Origin of the sequence: Streptomyces sp. NPDC007205 (assembly GCF_040634095.1) — a bacterium.
In the GTDB taxonomy this organism is placed as follows: domain Bacteria; phylum Actinomycetota; class Actinomycetes; order Streptomycetales; family Streptomycetaceae; genus Streptomyces.
Genome location: NZ_JBEYEW010000016.1, coordinates 111,962 through 131,054, shown reverse-complemented (window position 1 = coordinate 131,054; position 19,093 = coordinate 111,962). Strand labels below are relative to the sequence as shown.

At 73.8% G+C, this 19,093-nt stretch carries 15 protein-coding genes and 1 riboswitch; of the genes, 14 read left to right on the top strand and 1 reads right to left on the bottom strand.

What is annotated here, in order from left to right:
- Nucleotides 1–26: 26 nt before the first annotated feature.
- From ABZ624_RS25455 to cobI, 8 genes are all read left to right on the top strand, one after another.
- Nucleotides 27–254 carry a hypothetical protein gene (locus tag ABZ624_RS25455; protein WP_360093267.1) on the top strand — a complete coding sequence of 76 codons (228 nt, stop codon included), beginning with the start codon at nt 27–29 and terminating at the stop codon, nt 252–254.
- Between the two features lie 121 nt (nt 255–375).
- A riboswitch (cobalamin riboswitch) is annotated at nt 376–517 on the top strand.
- Between the two features lie 103 nt (nt 518–620).
- On the top strand, nt 621–1,586 hold the full coding sequence (locus ABZ624_RS25450; protein WP_360093264.1) for a cobalamin biosynthesis protein: 966 nt from the start codon (nt 621–623) through the stop codon (nt 1,584–1,586).
- On the top strand, nt 1,583–3,115 hold the full coding sequence (locus ABZ624_RS25445) for a cobyric acid synthase (RefSeq protein WP_360093261.1): 1,533 nt from the start codon (nt 1,583–1,585) through the stop codon (nt 3,113–3,115). The genes ABZ624_RS25450 and ABZ624_RS25445 overlap by 4 nt, the downstream gene beginning before the upstream one ends.
- The gene (cobN, locus tag ABZ624_RS25440; RefSeq protein WP_360093258.1) at nt 3,112–6,765 is read left to right on the top strand and encodes a cobaltochelatase subunit CobN; all 3,654 of its coding nucleotides are present in this window, start codon (nt 3,112–3,114) and stop codon (nt 6,763–6,765) included. The genes ABZ624_RS25445 and cobN overlap by 4 nt, the downstream gene beginning before the upstream one ends.
- A complete protein-coding gene (locus tag ABZ624_RS25435; RefSeq protein ID WP_360093255.1) occupies nt 6,762–8,765 on the top strand; it encodes a putative cobaltochelatase in 2,004 nt (667 codons plus the stop codon). Before cobN ends, ABZ624_RS25435 begins: the two co-directional genes overlap by 4 nt.
- A complete protein-coding gene (gene cobO, locus ABZ624_RS25430; protein WP_360093252.1) occupies nt 8,765–9,373 on the top strand; it encodes a cob(I)yrinic acid a,c-diamide adenosyltransferase in 609 nt (202 codons plus the stop codon). The genes ABZ624_RS25435 and cobO overlap by 1 nt, the downstream gene beginning before the upstream one ends.
- Entirely contained in the window at nt 9,370–10,746 is a 1,377-nt protein-coding gene (locus ABZ624_RS25425) for a cobyrinate a,c-diamide synthase (RefSeq protein WP_360093249.1), read from the top strand. Before cobO ends, ABZ624_RS25425 begins: the two co-directional genes overlap by 4 nt.
- Nucleotides 10,743–11,474, top strand: a complete 732-nt coding sequence (gene cobI, locus ABZ624_RS25420) for a precorrin-2 C(20)-methyltransferase (protein WP_360093246.1) — start codon at nt 10,743–10,745, stop codon at nt 11,472–11,474. The genes ABZ624_RS25425 and cobI overlap by 4 nt, the downstream gene beginning before the upstream one ends.
- Nucleotides 11,475–11,497: 23 nt before the next feature.
- On the opposite strand, the gene ABZ624_RS25415 is transcribed toward cobI, so the two are convergent.
- Nucleotides 11,498–12,232: a ZIP family metal transporter gene (locus tag ABZ624_RS25415; protein ID WP_360093243.1), complete on the bottom strand. Its 735-nt coding sequence runs from the start codon at nt 12,230–12,232 to the stop codon at nt 11,498–11,500.
- A 117-nt stretch (nt 12,233–12,349) separates the two neighbouring features.
- Between ABZ624_RS25415 and cobM the strand changes: the two genes are divergently transcribed.
- From cobM to cobC, 6 genes are read left to right on the top strand one after another with little or no spacing between them, the layout of a single operon-like run.
- Entirely contained in the window at nt 12,350–13,168 is an 819-nt protein-coding gene (gene cobM, locus ABZ624_RS25410; RefSeq protein ID WP_360093240.1) for a precorrin-4 C(11)-methyltransferase, read from the top strand.
- Nucleotides 13,165–14,820 (top strand): precorrin-6y C5,15-methyltransferase (decarboxylating) subunit CbiE, encoded by a 1,656-nt coding sequence (gene cbiE / locus ABZ624_RS25405; RefSeq protein WP_360093237.1) that lies wholly within the window; start codon nt 13,165–13,167, stop codon nt 14,818–14,820. The genes cobM and cbiE overlap by 4 nt, the downstream gene beginning before the upstream one ends.
- Nucleotides 14,817–16,499, top strand: coding sequence for a precorrin-3B C(17)-methyltransferase (gene cobJ, locus ABZ624_RS25400; protein ID WP_360093234.1), 1,683 nt, complete (start codon nt 14,817–14,819; stop codon nt 16,497–16,499). Before cbiE ends, cobJ begins: the two co-directional genes overlap by 4 nt.
- Nucleotides 16,496–17,092 carry a precorrin-8X methylmutase gene (locus ABZ624_RS25395; RefSeq protein ID WP_360093231.1) on the top strand — a complete coding sequence of 199 codons (597 nt, stop codon included), beginning with the start codon at nt 16,496–16,498 and terminating at the stop codon, nt 17,090–17,092. Before cobJ ends, ABZ624_RS25395 begins: the two co-directional genes overlap by 4 nt.
- Nucleotides 17,089–18,012: a sirohydrochlorin chelatase gene (locus ABZ624_RS25390; RefSeq protein WP_360093228.1), complete on the top strand. Its 924-nt coding sequence runs from the start codon at nt 17,089–17,091 to the stop codon at nt 18,010–18,012. Before ABZ624_RS25395 ends, ABZ624_RS25390 begins: the two co-directional genes overlap by 4 nt.
- Nucleotides 18,002–19,066 (top strand): Rv2231c family pyridoxal phosphate-dependent protein CobC, encoded by a 1,065-nt coding sequence (cobC, locus tag ABZ624_RS25385; RefSeq protein ID WP_360093225.1) that lies wholly within the window; start codon nt 18,002–18,004, stop codon nt 19,064–19,066. The genes ABZ624_RS25390 and cobC overlap by 11 nt, the downstream gene beginning before the upstream one ends.
- Nucleotides 19,067–19,093 lie beyond the last annotated feature (27 nt).

Genomic DNA, 19,093 nt, shown 5'->3' with positions numbered 1-19,093 from the left:
GCCACCCCGGTTACGAAGGAAGCATCATGAAGATCGACTGGGCGGCCATCGGCTCCGTCTTCGGCGTCAGCCTCGCCTTCGCGGTGGGCCTGGTGGCCCTTTTCACCCTCGGCATCAACGGCCTGGCCCGGCGCGAGAAGGCCACGGCCCAGGGCGGCTCCGCCGGCCTCGCCGTCACCGGTGCCTACGTCTGCTTCGCCGCGTGCGCGGCGGCGGTGGCGTACGGCATCTACCTGATCGTGGCCAAGCACTGACCACACCCTCTGAAGGCTCCCCTCCCCCGTCACGCGGAAGGGGAGCCTTTCCCATGCCCGCACGCCCCGCGGTGTGGGGATCGGCACACTCTCCCCCCGCAGGTCAACGGCAAGTTGACGGCCGTTCCGGGTGCGTGGTGGACTGCCCAGGCCATGAACGGCGGCAAGAGAGGAAGCCGGTGCGAATCCGGCGCGGTCCCGCCACTGTGACCGGGGAAGAACCCCGGAAGCCAGGAACTCTCACCGCCGAATCTCGTCGAACCAGGGCGCGGACACCCTGAGTGAGGACACGGATCGCCATGCTCGGCTGCCGAAGGACCAGGACCCGAACCAGGCCCGCTCCTGTACCCACGGCCGGCTGAGCCGATGGGTGCCGATCGCACGTACGCGTACGGCGCCGCCGCCGGCCTTCTCGGTGACCTGCTCCTCGGCGATCCGCGCCACGGGCATCCGGTCGCCGCGTTCGGACGGGCGGCCGCTGCCGTGGACCGCGCGTTGTGGCACGACCACCGCGGCTGGGGCGCCCTGCACACCGCTGTGTGCGCCGGAGGCGCCGCCGCACTCGGCGCGGTGGCCGCACGCGCCGTACGCCCCTCTCCGGCCGCCTCCCTCGCCCTGACCGCCGCCGCCACCTGGGCGGTCGTCGGCGGCACGTCGCTCGCCCGCGAGGCCCGCACGATCGGGCGCGCCCTGGAACGCGGAGACGTCGAGGCGGCGCGGGCGCGGCTGCCGCATCTGTGCGGCCGGGACCCGCAGGCACTGGACGCCGACGGGATCGCCCGGGCGGTGGTCGAGTCGGTCGCCGAGAACACCTCCGACGCCGTCGTGGGGGCACTGGTGTGGGGGGCCGTGGCCGGGGTTCCGGGCCTGCTCGGGTTCCGGGCGGTCAACACCCTGGACGCGATGGTCGGTCACAAGTCCTCCCGCTACCGGCGCTACGGCTGGGCTTCCGCCCGGCTCGACGACCTGGCCGGCTGGCCGGGAGCCCGGCTGACCGCCGTACTCGCCGCCGCGGCCGGCCCCGACCCCCGCGGTGCCCTGCGCGCCTGGCAGGCCGACGCCCGCAGGCACCCGAGCCCCAACGCCGGGCCCGTCGAGGCCTCCTTCGCCGGAGCCCTCGGCGTACGCCTGGGCGGCACGCTCTCCTACGGCGGCCGGGTCGAGCACCGGCCCGTGCTGAACGGGGACACCGGACGGGCGGTCCGGGTCACCGACATCGACCGGGCCGTACGGCTCTCCGGCCGCGTCGGCCTGCTCGCGCTCGGCACCACGGTCGCCGTGCGCCACCTCGCCAAAGGTCTCGCCAAGGGTCTGAAGGGACGTGGGAAGTGAACGGGGGACTCCTCGTCGCCGGCACCACCTCCGACGCCGGCAAGAGCGTCGTGACGGCCGGGATCTGCCGGTGGCTGGTGCGTCAGGGCGTGAAGGTCGCGCCGTTCAAGGCGCAGAACATGTCGCTCAACTCCTTCGTGACCCGTCAGGGCGCGGAGATCGGGCGGGCCCAGGCCATGCAGGCCCAGGCGTGCCGGATCGAGCCGACCGCGCTGATGAACCCGGTGCTGCTCAAGCCGGGCGGCGAGCAGAGCAGCCAGGTGGTGCTGCTGGGCAAGCCGGTGGGCGAGCTGAGCGCGCGCGGGTACCACGGGGGGCGTCAGCAGAAGCTCCTCGGCACCGTGCTGGACTGTCTGGCCGAGTTGCGGGGCACGTATGACGCGGTGATCTGTGAGGGTGCGGGCAGCCCGGCCGAGATCAATCTGCGCCGGACCGACATCGTGAACATGGGGATCGCGCGGGGTGCGCGGCTTCCTGTGCTGGTGGTGGGCGACATCGACCGCGGCGGCGTCTTCGCGTCCTTCTTCGGCACCGTCGCCCTGCTGTCGCCCGAGGACCAGGAGCTGGTCGCCGGATTCCTGGTGAACAAGTTCCGGGGGGATGTCAGCCTGCTGGAACCCGGGCTGGAGATGCTCCAGGGCCTCACCGGGCGGCGCACGTACGGCGTGCTCCCGTTCCGGCACGGGCTCGGCATCGACGAGGAGGACGGACTGCGGGTGTCGCTGCGCGGCACAGTCCGCGAGTCCACCGTGACCCCGCCCGTGGGCGAGGACGTGCTGCGGGTCGCCGTGTGCGCGATCCCGCTGATGTCCAACTTCACCGACGTGGACGCGCTGGCCGCCGAACCCGGGGTCGTGGTGCGGTTCGTGGACCGTCCGGAGGAGCTGGCGGACGCCGACCTGGTCGTCGTTCCGGGCACGCGCGGGACCGTACGGGCGCTCCAGTGGCTGCGGGAACGGGGGCTCGCGGACGCGCTGGTCCGGCGGGCCGCCGAAGGGCGCCCGGTCCTCGGTGTCTGCGGTGGCTTCCAGATCCTCGGCGAGCACATCGAGGACGAGGTCGAGTCGCGGGCCGGCGCGGTCGACGGGCTCGGCGTGCTGCCGGTGCGGGTGCGGTTCGCCCGCGAGAAGACCCTGACCCGCCCGGCCGGAGAGGCCCTCGGCGAGCGGGTCGAGGGGTACGAGATCCACCACGGCGTCGCCGACGTCCTCGGCGGCGAGGCGTTCATCTCCGACGGCAGAGGACACGGCCTCGACGGCTGCCGGGTCGGCCACACCTGGGGTACGCACTGGCACGGCTCGCTGGAGTCGGACGGTTTCCGGCGGGCCTTCCTGCGCGAGGTGGCCGCCGCCGCGGGCCGCCGCTTCGTGCCGGCGCCCGGCACCTCCTTCGCCGCGCTGCGCGAGGAGCAGCTCGACCGGCTCGGCGACCTGATCGAACAGCACGCGGACACGGACGCGCTCTGGCGGCTCATCGAGTCGGGCGCGCCACAAGGACTGCCTTTCATTCCACCGGGAGCGCCCGCATGAGCACAGTGTTGTTGTTGTCGACCGCCGACACGGATCTGCTGGCGGCCCGGGCCTCCGGCGCGGACTACCGGATCGGCAACCCGACCCGGGTGGACGTCCGTGAGGAGCTGCCGCATCTGCTCGACGGCGCCGACCTGGCCGTCGTGCGGCTGCTGGGCGGCAAGCGCGCCTGGGAGGAGGGGCTCGCCGCGCTGAAGGCGGCCGGGATCCCTACCGTGCTGCTGGGCGGCGAGGCCGTGCCCGACGCCGAGCTGATGGCCGAGTCGTCGGTGCCGGCCGGTGTGGTGGCGGAGGCGCTGAAGTACCTGGTCGAGGGCGGCCCCGCGAACCTGCTGGAACTGTCCCGGTTCCTGTCGGACACCGTGCTGCTGACCGGTGAGGGCTTCGAGGAGCCGCGGAAGATGCCGGAGTACGGCGTCCACGGCTCGTACCAGGTCCGCGACGGCCGGCCGACCGTGGGCGTGCTCTTCTACCGGGCGCACGAACTGAGCGGCAACACCGCCTTCGTCGACACCCTGTGCGAGGCGATCGAGGCGAAGGGGGCCAGCGCCCTGCCCGTCTACTGCGGTTCGCTGCGCGGCGCCGACGCCGGACTGTACGAACTGCTGGCGAAGGCCGACGTACTGGTCGCCACGGTGCTCGCGGCCGGCGGCACCCACGCCTCGCAGGCGTCGGCGGGCGGCGACGAGGAGTCCTGGGACATCGGCGCCCTCGCGGATCTGAACATCCCGGTGCTGCAGGGCCTGTGCCTCACCTCCTCGCGGGCCGCGTGGGAGGAGTCCGACGCCGCCCTGTCCCCCATGGACGCCGCGATGCAGGTCGCGATCCCGGAGTTCGACGGACGGCTGATCACCGTGCCGTTCTCCTTCAAGGAGCAGGGCCCGGACGAGGTCCCGGTGTACCTCGCCGACCCGGAACGGGCCGCGCGGGTGGCCGGGATCGCCCTGCGCCACGCCCGGTTGAAGCACAAGCCGAACGCCGAGAAGAAGGTCGCGCTGGTCTTCACGGCGTACCCGACCAAGCACTCCCGGGTCGGCAACGCGGTCGGACTGGACACACCGGCGTCGGCGGTGCGGGTGCTGGACGCGCTCCGGGACGCCGGGTACGCCCTCACCGAGTACCCCTCCGACGGCGACGAGCTGATCCACCGGCTGATCGCGGCCGGCGGCCATGACGTGGAGTGGCTCACGGAGGAACAGCTGGCGGCGGCCCCCGCGCGCGTGCCGCTGGCCGACTACCGGGCCTGGTTCGAGAAGCTGGACCCGGAGCTGCGGGACGCGATGACGGAGGCGTGGGGCGAGCCGCCGGGCAGCCTCTACGTCGACGGCGACGACATCGTGCTGGCGTCGCTCCAGTTCGGCAACGTCGTCGTGATGATCCAGCCGCCGCGCGGCTTCGGCGAGAACCCGATCGCGATCTACCACGACCCCGACATGCCGCCCTCGCACCACTACATGGCCGCCTACCGCTGGCTGGAGAACAGCTTCGGCGCCGACGCGATCGTGCACATGGGCAAGCACGGCACGATGGAGTGGCTGCCGGGCAAGGGGCTCGGCCTCAGCGCGGGCTGCGCTCCGGACGCGGTACTCGGCGACCTGCCGCTGATCTACCCGTTCATCGTCAACGACCCCGGCGAGGGCACCCAGGCCAAGCGGCGCGGGCACGCCACGGTGGTCGACCACCTGGTGCCGCCGATGGCCCGCGCCGACACCTACGGCGACCTGGCCAAGCTGGAGCAGCTGCTGGACGAGTACGCGCTCGTCTCCGACCTGGACCCGGCGAAGGCCCCGGCCGTACGAGCCCAGATCTGGACGCTGGTCAAGGCGGCCGAGCTGCACCACGACCTGCATGTGAACGAGCAGCCGGACGACGACGAGTTCGACGAGTTCGTCATGCACATCGACGGCTATCTGTGCGAGATCAAGGACGTGCAGATCCGCGACGGTCTGCACATCCTGGGCGGCGGCCCGTTCGGCGAGCCACGTGTGAACCTGGTGCTCGCCGTGCTGCGGGCGTCCCAGGTGTGGGGCGGCCAGGCCAACGCGCTGCCAGGCCTGCGGTCGTCCCTCGCGGCTCATTTCGGGCTCGACGAGAAGGAGCTGCTGGCCGAGCCCGGTGCGCCGGTGAAGGTGCCGGTGGAGCTGACGGACCGCGTGGAAGGTCCGGCACGCACCGCGTCCGACGCGATCGACCTGCTGGAGCAGCTGTGCCGCCGGATCGCGGAGGGCATGGAGGCACGGGCGTGGGACCGTACGGTCGTCCCGGCCGTTCTGCGGGGCGTGCTCGGCACCGAACTCCCGGACGGCATGGCCGTGCTGGAGTTCGCGTGCGACGAGGTCGTACCGCGGCTGGCGAAGACCACGGACGAGATCGGGCACATCCTGCGGGCACTGGACGGCGGTTACGTCCCGGCGGGTCCCTCGGGTTCCCCGACCCGCGGCCTGGTCAACGTCCTGCCGACCGGCCGGAACTTCTACTCGGTCGACCCGAAGGCCATTCCGTCCAGGCTGAGCTGGGAGGTCGGCCAGTCGCTGGCCGACTCGCTGGTGCAGAGGTACCTGCAGGACACGGGCGCGTACCCGAAGTCCGTCGGCCTCACGGTCTGGGGCACGTCCGCGATGCGCACCCAGGGCGACGACATCGCCGAGATCCTGGCGCTGCTGGGCTGCCGCCCGGTGTGGGACGACGCCTCGCGCCGGGTCACGGGCTTCGCGATCGTGCCTCCGGAGGAGCTGGGCCGGCCGCGCATCGATGTCACGGTCCGTATCTCCGGCTTCTTCCGGGATGCGTTTCCGCACGTCGTCGGCCTGATCGACGACGCCGTACGGGCCGTGGCCGAGCTGGACGAGCCCGCCTCGGAGAACTATGTGAAGGCGCACGCCGACGAGGACACCGCCGAGCACGGCGACCGGCGGCGCGCCACGGCCCGAGTCTTCGGCTCGAAGCCGGGGGCCTACGGCGCCGGTCTGCTCCCGCTGATCGACGCCCGCAACTGGCGCAGCGACGCGGATCTGGCCGAGGTGTACGCCGTCTGGGGCGGGTACGCGTACGGGCGCGGGCTCGACGGGCGGGCGGCGCGCGGGGACATGGAGACGGCGTTCCGGCGGATCGCGGTGGCGGCGAAGAACGTCGACACCCGCGAACACGACCTGGTCGACGCCGACGACTACTTCCAGTACCACGGCGGCATGGTCGCCATGGTCCGGCATCTGACCGGCGCCAACCCCGAGGCGTACGTGGGCGACAGCGCCGTACCGGACCAGGTGAAGACCCGCACGCTGGGCGAGGAGACGCACCGCGTCTTCCGGGCCCGGGTGGTGAACCCGCGCTGGATGGCGGCCATGCGCCGGCACGGCTACAAGGGCGCCTTCGAGATGGCGGCGACCGTGGACTATCTGTTCGGCTACGACGCCACGGCGGGCGTGGTCGACGACTGGATGTACGAGAAGCTCAGCGCGGAGTACGTCTTCGACCCGGAGAACCGGGACTTCATGAAGAAGTCCAACCCGTGGGCGCTGCGCGGCATCACCGAACGGCTGCTGGAGGCGGCCGACCGGGGCCTGTGGGCGGAGCCGGACGCGGACACGCTGGAGCGGCTGCGCGCCACCTACCTGGAACTGGAAGGCGACTTGGAGGGCGACGACCAGTGACAACCCCCTTCCCCTTTACGGCCGTCGTCGGTCAGGACGACCTACGGCTGGCGCTGCTGCTGAACGCCGTGTCCCCGGCGGTCGGCGGGGTGCTGGTGCGCGGCGAGAAGGGCACGGCCAAGTCGACGGCCGTGCGTGCTCTGTCGGCGCTGCTGCCGGAGGTGGCCGTCGTCCCCGGGTGCCGGTTCTCCTGTGATCCGGCGGCACCGGATCCGTCGTGCCCGGACGGCCCGCACGAGCCCGGCGCCGGTACGGCCCGTCCTGCCCGGATGGTCGAGCTTCCCGTCGGCGCCTCCGAGGACCGGCTGGTCGGGGCGCTCGACATCGAGCGGGCCCTCGCGGAGGGCGTGAAGGCGTTCGAGCCGGGCCTGCTGGCCGACGCTCACCGCGGGATCCTGTACGTCGACGAGGTCAACCTGCTCCACGACCACCTGGTCGACCTGCTGCTGGACGCGGCTGCGATGGGTGCGTCGTACGTGGAGCGCGAGGGTGTGTCCGTACGGCACGCGGCCCGGTTCCTGCTCGTGGGCACCATGAACCCCGAAGAGGGCGAGCTGCGGCCCCAGCTTCTGGACCGGTTCGGGCTGACCGTGGAGGTCGCGGCCTCGCGGGAGCCGGAGCAGCGGGTCGAGGTGGTGCGGCGCCGGCTGGCGTACGACGACGATCCGGCCGGTTTCGCCGCGCGGTGGGCCGAGGAGGAAGCCGCCGTACGGCAACGGGTCGTCGCGGCACGGGAGTTGCTGCCGCAGGTGCGGCTGGGCGACGGAGCGCTGCGGCAGATCGCGGCGACCTGCGCGGCCTTCGAGGTGGACGGTATGCGCGCCGACATCGTGATGGCGCGTACGGCGACGGCGCTGGCCGCGTGGGCCGGGCGGACGGACGTCCTCGCGGAGGACGTCCGGCAGGCGGCGCTGCTGGCGCTGCCGCACCGCAGGCGCCGTAACCCCTTTGACGCACCGGGCCTGGACGAGGACAAGCTGGACGACACGCTGGAGCAGTTCGCCGGGGACGACGGGAGCGGCGACGACGACCCCGATCCGGACGGCCCCGGCGGGGGCGGCGGTCAGCCGCAGCCCGATTCCGGACCGGAGGGCGGCGGGGACGCCGCCGCGCGACCGGAGGCCGGTGAGGGCGGGGAACCGCAGGCGTCCGGCGCGCGGGAGCAGTCGGCCGTACGGGCCGCCGAGCCGTTCCGGACCAAGGTGCTGAGCGTGCCCGGGATCGGCGAGGGTGCGTCCGGGCGGCGGTCGCGGGCGCGGACCGAGCACGGGCGGACGACCGGGGCCCGGCGGCCCCGGGGCGCGCTGACCAAGCTGCACCTGGCGGCGACCGTGCAGGCGGCGGCCCCGCACCAGCGGGCGCGCGGCCGGTCCGGGCCGGGGCTGGTGATCCGCCGGGACGATCTGCGGCAGGCGGCCCGGGAGGGCCGCGAGGGCAACCTCGTGCTGTTCGTGGTGGACGCCTCCGGGTCGATGGCGGCCCGGCAGCGGATGAGCGCCGTGAAGGGTGCCGTGCTGTCGCTGCTCCTCGACGCCTATCAGCGGCGGGACAAGGTCGGGCTGGTGACCTTCCGGGGTTCCGGTGCGGACGTGGCACTGCCGCCGACCTCGTCCGTGGATGCCGCCGCCGCCCGGCTGGAGTCGCTGCCGACGGGCGGCCGTACGCCGCTGGCCGCTGGCCTGCTCAAGGCCCATGAGGTGCTGCGGGTGGAGCGGCTGCGGGATCCGGCGCGGCGGGCGCTCGTGGTCGTGGTGACCGACGGGCGGGCCACCGGCGGCCCGGAGCCGGTCGCCCTCGCCGGGCGGGCGGCGCGGCTGTTCGCGGCCGACGGGGTCGCCTCGGTGGTCGTGGACTGCGAGTCGGGGCCGGTGCGGCTGGGGCTCGCCGGGCAGCTCGCGGGTGAGCTGGGCGGTACGGCCGTCACGCTGGACGAGCTGCGGGCCGACTCGATCGCCGGGCTGGTCAGGGATGTGCAGGGGACGTCGAGGAGGGCCGCGTAATGCCGCAGGGACAGCCGAGTGTCGTACCCGCCGACGGGCTGACGACCCGTCAGCGCCGTAACCGTCCGCTGGTCGTCGTGCACACGGGCGTCGGCAAGGGCAAGTCCACCGCCGCGTTCGGGCTCGCGCTGCGTGCCTGGAACCAGGGATGGCCCATCGGGGTTTTCCAGTTCGTGAAGTCGGCCAAGTGGAAGGTCGGCGAGGAGAACGCGCTGCGCGTGCTCGGTGCCTCCGGCGAGGGCGGGACCGTGGACTGGCACAAGATGGGCGAGGGCTGGTCCTGGGTCCAGCGGGACATCCAGGGTGACAACGCGACCAACGAGGAGAAGGCCCGGGAGGGCTGGGAGCAGGTCAAGCGGGACCTGGCCGCCGAGCGGTACCGGCTGTACGTGCTGGACGAGTTCGCCTACCCGATGCACTGGGGGTGGGTGGACACGGACGAGGTCGTGGAGGTGCTGCGGAACCGGCCGGGCAGCCAGCACGTGGTGATCACGGGCCGTAACGCGCCCGGGAAGCTGGTGGAGTTCGCGGATCTCGTGACCGACATGTCCAAGGTCAAGCACCCCATGGACGTGGGGCAGAAGGGCCAGAAGGGCATCGAGTGGTGACATCGTCGGTGCCTCGGCTGGTCATCGCCGCGCCCTCCTCGGGCAGCGGCAAGACCACCGTCGCCACGGGACTGATGGCCGCGTTCGCCGCGCGGGGGCTCACCGTGTCCCCGCACAAGGTCGGGCCGGACTACATCGACCCCGGGTACCACGCGCTCGCGACCGGGCGGGTGGGGCGCAACCTGGACGCGTACCTGTGCGGGCCGGAACTGGTCGCTCCGCTGTTCCTGCACGGGGCACGGGGGTGTGACATCGCCGTCGTCGAGGGCGTGATGGGGCTGTACGACGGAGCGGCGGGCGAGGGGGAACTCGCGTCCACCGCGCATGTCGCCAAGCTGCTGCGGGCGCCGGTGGTGCTGGTGGTCGACGCGTCGTCGCAGTCGCGGTCGGTGGCGGCGCTGGTGCACGGGTTCGCTTCCTGGGATCCGGAGGTGCGGGTCGGGGGCGTGATCCTCAACAAGGTGGGCTCCGACCGGCATGAGTCGCTGCTGCGGGAGGCGTTGGACTCGGCGGGGGTGCCGGTGCTGGGCGCCTTGCGGCGGGCTCAGCAGGTGGACACGCCGTCTCGGCACCTTGGGCTGGTGCCGGCCGCCGAACGCCGCTCCGCTGCGGTCGGCTCCGTCGGGGCCATGGCGGCGCTGGTGTCCCAGGGGTGTGATCTGGACGCCCTCGAAGCACTTGCCCGTGCTGCAGGTTCCCTCCCAGCGGGCTCCACCCCGTGGACCCCCGCCCCGCCCGCCCACCACCCGACTCGGTCGGCTGACAAGCGGGCGCCGCGTGTCGCTGTTGCCGGTGGGTCGGCGTTCACCTTCTCCTATGCCGAACACACCGAGCTGCTCACCGCAGCCGGTGCCGAAGTCGTCACCTTCGACCCCCTGCGAGACGAGCAACTGCCCGAAGAGACGGCCGGGTTGGTGATCGGGGGCGGTTTCCCCGAGGTGTACGCGGCCGAGCTGTCCGCCAACGAGCCGCTGCGGAAGGCCGTTGCCGAGCTGGCGTTGAGCGGTGCCCCCGTCGCCGCCGAATGCGCCGGGCTGCTCTACCTCTGCCGGGAGCTGGACGGGCAGCCCATGTGCGGGGTGCTCCCTGCCACCGCGCGCATGACAGAACGGCTCACCCTCGGCTACCGGGACGCCGTGGCCGTCGGCGACAGTGTGCTGGCCGTCGCCGGGACCCGGATGCGGGGGCACGAGTTCCATCGCACGGTCGTCGAGCCCGGCGCCGGTGCGGCTCCCGCCTGGGGCGTGCGGGCGCCCGTACGGCGGGTCGAAGGTTTCGTAGAGCAGGGCGTGCACGCGAGTTACCTGCACACGCACTGGGCGTCCGAGCCCGGTGTCGCCCGTCGGTTCGTGGAGAGGTGCCGGACGTCATGAGCAGCAGGCTGGTCGGAGTCGGGGTCGGTCCGGGTGACCCGGAGCTGGTGACCGTCAAGGGGGTCAACGCGCTGCGGGCCGCCGATGTCGTCGTCGTCCCCGTCATGGACACCGGGGAGCCGGGGCGGGCCGAGGCGACCGTGCTGCACTACGTGCCCGCGGAGAAGGTCGTCCGGGTGGTGTTCGCGCTGAACGAGCGGACCGACCGGGCGCGCCGGGAGGCCGCCTGGGACGCGGCGGGCGGGCGGGTCGCCGAGCTCCTCGAAGCGCAGGGCTCCGTCGCCTTCGCCACCATCGGCGATCCGAACGTGTACTCCACGTTCACGTATCTCGCGCAGACCATCGTCGGGCTGGTGCCGGACGTGGTCGTGGAGACCGTGCCCGGGATCACCGCCATGCAGGATCTGGCGGCACGGTCCGGTGCGGTGCTGACCGAGGGCACCGAGCCGCTGACCCTCGTGCCGGTCACCGCCGGGTCCGCCGCGCTCAAGGAGGCGCTGGCCGGACCCGGGACCGTCGTGGCGTACAAGTTCGGGCGGCAGGCCGCCGAGGTCGCCGAGGCGCTGCGGGAGAACGGGCGGCTCCAGGACGCCGTGTGGGGTTCGGCGCTGGGGCTGCCGGAGGAGTCGGTACGGCCGGCCGGTGAGCTGGACGGGACGCCGTTGCCGTATCTGTCGACGCTGATCGCGCCTCCGCGGCGGGACGGCGGGCGGGGCGGGAAGCTGTGAGGCGGCCGGGGCGGCCGGTCGGCTCAGCCGCCGGAGAGGCCGACCACCAGCCAGATGAAGGCCGCGCCCGCCACCGTGCACAGCAGGGTGGAGCGGGCCGGGTGCTGGTGGTGGGCCTCGGGGAGGATCTCGGCGGCGGCGAGGTAGAGCAGTACGCCGCCGAAGAGGCCGAGATAGCCGCCGAGCACCGGCTCGGGGATGTGGAAGAAGACGGTCGACACCGCGCCGAGCAGGGGTGCGCACGCGTCGGCGACCAGCATGGCGATCGCGCGGCGGCGGGCGTTGCCGTACAGGCTCGTGATGGTGAAGGTGTTGAAGCCGTCCGCGAAGTCGTGCGCGATCACGGCGAGCGCGACGGCCGCGCCCATGCCGCCGCCCACCTGGAAGGCCGCGCCGATCGCCACGCCGTCCATGGCGCTGTGCCCCACCATGGCGCCGGCCGCCACCAGGCCCACCTCGGGCGCCCGGTGGTCGTGCCCCTCGGCGCCGCCGTGCGCGGCCTGCCGGGCGGCCAGCGTGCGCTCCACCAGGTGGGCCAGCAGGAAGCCGGTCACGAACAGCAGCAGGGCGGCGGGTACGCCGAAGACCTCGCGGTGGGCCGCGTGCAGCGCCTCCGGCAGCAGGTCCAGGCCGACCACGCCCAGCATCAGACCGCCGGCCAGTCCCAGGACCAGGTGCCGACGGTCGGTCACGCGCTGTGCCGTCCAGCCGCCGGCCAGCGTCATCAGGAACGCGCCGAGCGCGACGAAGACCGCCATAGGCCCTTGCTATCCGATGAAGGCGCCTTCGCGCACATCCGGCCACGCCCACATCGTCGCAGAACCTGATATTTCCCCCGCTTTTCATTCGTGACCCCGTACGAGAGGACCCCTCCCATGGCCGATGCCCCCACCGGCAAGGTGACGTTCGTCGGTGCCGGCCCCGGCGCCGCCGATCTGCTGACGTTCCGTGCCGCGCGCGCGATCGCGGAGGCGGACGTGGTGATCTGGGCGGCGAGCCTGGTCCAGGCGGAGGTCCTGGCGCACGCGCGCGAGGATGCGCAGGTCCTCGACTCGGCGGCCATGTCCCTGGAGGACGTCGTCGCCGTCTACCGGCGCGCCCGTGCCGAGGGCCTGAAGGTGGCCCGGATCCACTCCGGCGACCCGGCGCTGTGGGGCGGCACGCAGGAGCAGCTGGACCGGTGCGCGGAGATCGGCATCGCAACGGAGGTCGTCCCGGGCGTCTCCTCCTTCTCCGCCGTCGCCGCACTCGCGCAGCGTGAGCTGACCATCCCCGAGGTCGCGCAGTCCGTCGTCCTCACCCGGCTGGGCGGCGGCAAGACGCCGATGCCGCCCGGCGAGGAGGTGCGCGAGTTCGCCCGGCACGGCACCACCATGGCGGTCTTCCTGTCGGCGGCGCGCAGCGGGCAGCTGGTGCGCGAGCTGCTGGAGGGCGGCTATCCGACGGACACACCGGTGGTCGTCGCCTACCAGGCGACCTGGCCCGAGGAGCTGATCGTGAAGTGCACGATCGGCACGCTGGAGGAGACGGTCAAGGAGCACAAGCTCTGGAAGCACACGCTCTTCCTGGTCGGCCCGGCGCTGGACGCGCACGGCACCCGCTCGCACCTGTACCACCCCGGGCACTTCCACGGATACCGCAAGGCCGACCCGGAGGCCCGGCGGGCCCTGCGCGAGCAGAGGGCGAAGAGTTGATCACGGTCGTCGGCACGGGGACGGGCGCGCCGGTCGCCGAGGGCGTCCTCGCGGGCGCCGCGCTGGTGGTCGGCGGGCGCCGGCACCTGGACTCGGTACGGCTGCCCGACGGCGCCGATCGGGTCGTGCTGGGGCCGCTGGCGCCGGCGCTGGACGTCATCGGGCGGCATCTGGAGAAGGAGGGCCGGGTCGTCGTCCTGGCCTCCGGTGACCCGGGGTTCTTCGGGATCGTGCGGGTGCTGGCCGAGCGGTTCGGGTCGCGGCGGCTGGATGTGCGGCCCGGCGTCTCGTCCGTCGCCGCCGCGTTCGCGCGGGTGGGACTGCCGTGGGACGACGCCGTGGTCGTCAGCGCGCACGGCCGGGATCTTCGTACGGCGGTCAACGTGTGCCGCGCGCGGCCGAAGGTGGCGGTGCTGACGGGACCGGGCGCGGGGCCGGCGGAACTGGGGGCGGCACTGCTGCACGACCCGCGGTTGCCGGCGAGCCCGCCCCCCGAACCGGCGACCACGCCCACCACAGGGCCCGCCGAACCCGGAGCCGCACCCACCGTAGAGCGCGCCGAACCCGGAGCCGCACCCGTCACTCAGCCCGCCGAACCGGCGATCGCGTCCGCACCGGAGCCCGCCGAACCGGGAGCCACGCCCGCCGCAGAGCCCGTCGAGTCGGCGACCACCCCCACCACAGACCCCGCCGAACCGGGAGCCGCACCCGTCACTCAGCCCGCCGAGTCGGCGATCGCGTCCGCACCGGAGTCCGCCGAACCGGGAGCCACGCCCACCACCGAGCCCGTCGAGTCGGGGACCACGCCCACCGTAGAGCCCGCCGAACCGGCGATCGCGTCCGCATCGGTGTCCGACGCGCCCGGGAGCGCGTCGGCGTACGTGTCCCGCGGGCGCGTCCTCGTGGTCGCCTCCGCCCTCGGCTCCGCGGAGGAGCGCGTCGAGCGGGTCACGCCCGCCGAGGCCGCCGCCCGGGACTGGGGCTCGGACGTCAGCGTGGTGCTGTGCCTCGACGAGACACGCACCCTCGGCGGAGTGCGTACGGTCGCCGGGGCGCCGGCCGGACCCGGCCGATGGGCGCTGGAGGAGGGTGAGTTCGCCCACCGCGACTCGATGATCACCAAGTTCGAGGTACGGGCGCTGGCGCTGGCCCGGCTGGGGCCGCGGCTGGGCGACCTGGTGTGGGACGTGGGCGCCGGCTCGGGCTCGGTGGCGGTGGAGTGCGCGCGGCTCGGCGCGGCCGTCGTCGCCGTGGAGAAGGCGGCGGACGGGGTGGAGCGGGTCCGCGCCAACGCGCACGCCCATGGGGTCGACGTGGACGTGGTGCACGGCTCGGCCCCCGAGTGCCTGGACGCGCTCGACGATCCCGACGCGGTGTTCGTCGGCGGTGGCGGCCGGGAACTGCCCGCCGTCGTCGGCGCGTGCGCGCGGCGGGCCCGGCGGACCGTGGTCGTGGCCATGGCCGCGCTGGACCGCGTACCGGCCGCCCGTGAGGCGCTCACGGCCGCCGGGTTCACCTGCGACGGGGTGCTGCTGCAGTCCTCGCGGCTGGCGCCGCTGCCCGGGGACGTGACCCGGCTCGCGGCGACCAATCCTGTGTTTCTGCTCTGGGGCGAGAGAACCCCGGTATCGAGTGAGGGAGTTGTCCAGTGATCGGCCTGATTTCCGCCACCGCGGCGGGGGCGGTGGCGCGGGACCGGCTGGCCGCGGCCTGGCCGGACCGTACGCGCGTGTACGAGGGTCCCGTCGGGGAGGCGGTACGGGTCGCGTTCGCGGAGTGCGAGCAGCTGGTGTGCTTCCTGGCGACGGGCGCGACGGTACGACTGCTCGCGCCGCTGCTCGGCGACAAGACGGCCGACCCGGGTGTGGTGTGCGTGGACGAGGGCGGCCGGTTCGCGGTGTCGCTGGTCGGCGGGCACGGCGGCGGCGCCAACGAACTCGCCCGCGCGGTCGGCGCGTTGCTGGGAGCGGAGCCGGTGGTGACGACCGCGACGGACTCCGTGGGGCTGGCGGGCCTGGACACGCTCGGGCTGCCGTACGAGGGCTCGGTCGCCCTGGTCTCCCGCGCCCTGCTGGACGGTGAACCGGTCGCCCTGGAGGCGGAGGTGCCATGGCCGCTGCCGCCGCTGCCGGTCTCGGCGCAGGGCTCGTACACGGTGCGGCTCACCGACCGTGATGTCGCACCGGGCGAGCGTGAGGTGCTGTTGCGTCCGCCGTCCCTGGTGGTCGGGGTCGGCGCGTCCAAGGGCGCGCCGGTGGACGAGGTCCTCGGGCTGGTCGGGGACGCGCTGCGGGAGGCGGGGCTCACGCCGAAGTCCCTGGCCGAACTCGCCACCGTGGACGCCAAGTCGGAGGAGCCGGGTCTCCTGGCCGCCGCCGAACGGCTGGGGGTGCCCCTGGTGACGTACTCCGCCGAGGAACTGGCGGCGGTCGAGGTGCCCAACCCGTCGGACGCGCCGCTCGCGGCCGTCGGCACGCCGTCGGTGGCGGAGGCGGCGGCTCTGCTGCGCGGGGGCGAACTCCTCGTGCCCAAGCGGAAGTCGACGGCGCAGCCCGCGATGGCGACCTGCGCGGTCGTACGGCGCCCGGCACGCGGGCGGCTCGCGGTGGTCGGGCTCGGGCCGGGCGCCCGGGACCTGCTCACCCCGCGCGCGGCGGCCGAGCTGCGCCGGGCCTCGGTGCTGGTCGGGCTGGACCAGTACGTGGACCAGATCCGCGACCTGCTGCGGCCGGGCACCCGGGTGCTGGAGTCGGGGCTCGGCGCCGAGGAGGAGCGGGCCCGTACGGCGGTCGCGGAGGCCCGCAGGGGGCATGCGGTGGCGCTGATCGGCAGCGGGGACGCGGGCGTGTACGCCATGGCCTCCCCGGCGCTCGCCGAGGCGTCGGACGACATCGACGTGGTCGGGGTGCCCGGGGTGACGGCCGCGCTGGCCGCCGGGGCGGTCCTGGGCGCGCCGCTGGGCCACGACCACGTCTCCATCAGCCTGTCCGACCTGCACACACCGTGGGAGGTCATCGAACGGCGGGTGCGGGCGGCGGCCGAGGCGGACCTCGTCGTGACCTTCTACAACCCGCGTTCCCGGGGCCGCGACTGGCAGCTGCCCAAGGCGCTCGCGATCCTGGCCGGGCACCGGGAGCCGACGACACCGGTGGGCGTTGTACGGAACGCCTCGCGGCCGGACGAGTCGAGCCGGGTGACCACGCTCGCCGGGCTGGACCCGGCGACGGTCGACATGATGACGGTCGTCACCGTGGGCAACACCGCGACCCGCACCGTCGCGGGCCGCATGGTGACCCCGCGCGGCTACCGCTGGCAGGAGGGCGCCCGGTGAACCCTGCGACCCGTGTGGTCCATCCGATCGAGCAGGAGTCCTTCCGGCGGCTGCGCGCCCGACTGGACACCTCGCACGTCCCGCCGCTGACCCGGGCGGTGGTGGAGCGGGTCATCCACTCCGCCGCCGACCTGGAGTACGCGACCGACCTCGTCATGGCCGAGCACGATCTGGTCACGGCGCATGCGGCGCTGCACGCCGGGGCGCCGGTTGTCGTGGACGTGGAGATGGTCGCGGCCGGCATCACCCGGCGGGAGACCGTGTGCCGGCTCAAGGACGCCACGTCCGGACCCGGGCTGACGCGTTCGGCCCATGCGATCCGGCTGGCGTACGAGGAGGTCGGACCCGGGGCCCTGTGGGTGATCGGCTGTGCGCCGACCGCCCTGGAGGAGCTGCTCACCCTGGATGCCTCCCCCGCACTCGTCATCGGCCTTCCCGTCGGCTTCGTCGGCGCGGCCGAGTCCAAGGCCGCGTTGCGCGAGAGCGGGCTGCCCGCCGTGAGCAACGTGTCCGAGAAGGGCGGTTCGGCGGTCGCCGCCGCCGCGCTCAACGCCCTGCTGTACCACCCCGTTTCGTCTGAGGAGACCTCGTGACCACCCCGCCCGCCCTGCTGATCGCCGGACACGGCACCCGTGACGACGCCGGAGCCGAGGCGTTCCGTGACTTCGTCCGCGAGCTGGGGCGCCGCCACCCCGAGCTGCCCGTCGCGGGCGGCTTCATCGAGCTGTCCCCGCCGCCGCTCGGCGAGGCCGTCACCGAGCTGGTCGAGCGGGGCGTACGCCGGTTCGCCGCCGTGCCGCTGATGCTGGTGTCGGCCGGGCACGCCAAGGGCGACATCCCGGCCGCGCTGGCCCGCGAGAAGGAACGGCACCCGGGTATCTCGTACACCTACGGCCGCCCGCTGGGCCCGCATCCGGCGCTGCTGGACGTGCTGGAGCGGCGGCTGGACGAGGTACTGGGCGACACGGACCGCGCGGAGGTGACCGTGCTGCTGGTCGGGCGCGGGTCGACCGACCCGGACGCCAATGCCGAGGTGTTCAAGGCGGCGCGGCTGCTGTGGGAGGGCCGCGGGTACGCCGGGGTGGAGACGGCGTTCGTGTCGCTGGCGGCGCCGGACGTGCCGAGCGGCCTGGACCGGTGTACGAAGCTGGGGGCCCGGCGGATCGTCGTCCTGCCGTACTTCCTGTTCACCGGGATCCTGCCGGACCGGGTGCGGCAGCAGACCGAGGAGTGGGCGGCCGGGCACCCCGGGGCCGACGTGCGCTCGGCGGACGTCATCGGGCCCGAGCCGGAGCTGCTGGACCTGGTGATGGAGCGGTACGAGGAGGCCGTCAAGGGTGATCTGCGGATGAACTGCGACTCGTGCGTGTACCGGATCGCGCTGCCGGGCTTCGAGGACAAGGTGGGGCTCCCGCAGCAGCCGCACTTCCACCCGGACGACGACGACCACCACCACGGGCACGGCCATGGGCACCACCATCACGGCGGGCACTCGCACAGCCATGCGCACTGACGGCACCGGCGGGTCCGGGCACGATCTGCGGCATCACGGGGACGCCGAAGTGCGGGACGACGGGGCCGCGTTGGTCGACCTCGCCGTCAACGTCCGCGCGGACACGCCCCCGCCGTGGCTGCGGGAGGAGATCGCCGCCTCGCTGTCGTCCCTCGCGGCCTATCCGGACGGGCGGGCCGCGCGGGCGGCGGTGGCGGCCCGGCACGGGCTGCCGGTGGAACGGGTGCTGCTGACGGCGGGCGCGGCGGAGGCGTTCGTGCTGCTGGCGCGGGCGCTGAAGGTACGGCGCCCGGTCGTGGTGCATCCGCAGTTCACCGAGCCGGAGGCGGCGCTCAGGGACGCGGGGCACACCGTGGAGCGGGTGCTGCTGCGGGAGGCGGACGGGTTCCGGCTGGATCCGGCGGCGGTGCCGGAGGAGGCCGACCTGGTCGTGATCGGGAACCCGACCAACCCCACGTCTGTGCTGCATCCGGCCGGGATGATCGCCCGACTGGCCCGTCCCGGGCGGGTGTTGGTGGTCGACGAGGCGTTCATGGACGCGGTGCCGGGTGAGCGGGAGGCGCTGGCCGGGCGGACGGATGTGCCGGGTCTCGTGGTGCTGCGGAGCCTGACCAAGACCTGGGGGCTGGCCGGGCTGCGGATCGGGTACGTGCTGGCTCCTTCGGAGATCGTCGCCGAACTGGGGCGGGCTCAACCGCTGTGGCCGGTGTCGACTCCCGCGCTTGCCGCGGCCGAGGCGTGTGTGACACCGCGGGCGCTGGCGGAGGCGGGGCACGCGGCGCATCGCATCGCGGCGGACCGGGCCCATCTGGTGGCGGGGCTGGCCGGGTTCGCTTCGCGGGGCGTGCGGGTGGTGGGGCCTGCGGAGGGGCCGTTCGTGCTGGTGGGCATGGAGGGGGCTGCCGTGGTACGACACCGGTTGCGTGAGCGTGGTCATGCCGTGCGGCGGGGCGACACGTTTCCGGGGCTCGGTGCGGAGTGGGTACGGGTTGCCGTGCGGGACCGGGCCACGGTGAACGGATTCCTGGAGGCGCTGTCGGCCGCCCTGCCGTGACCGGGGCCCCGCCCCTCCCCCACCGGC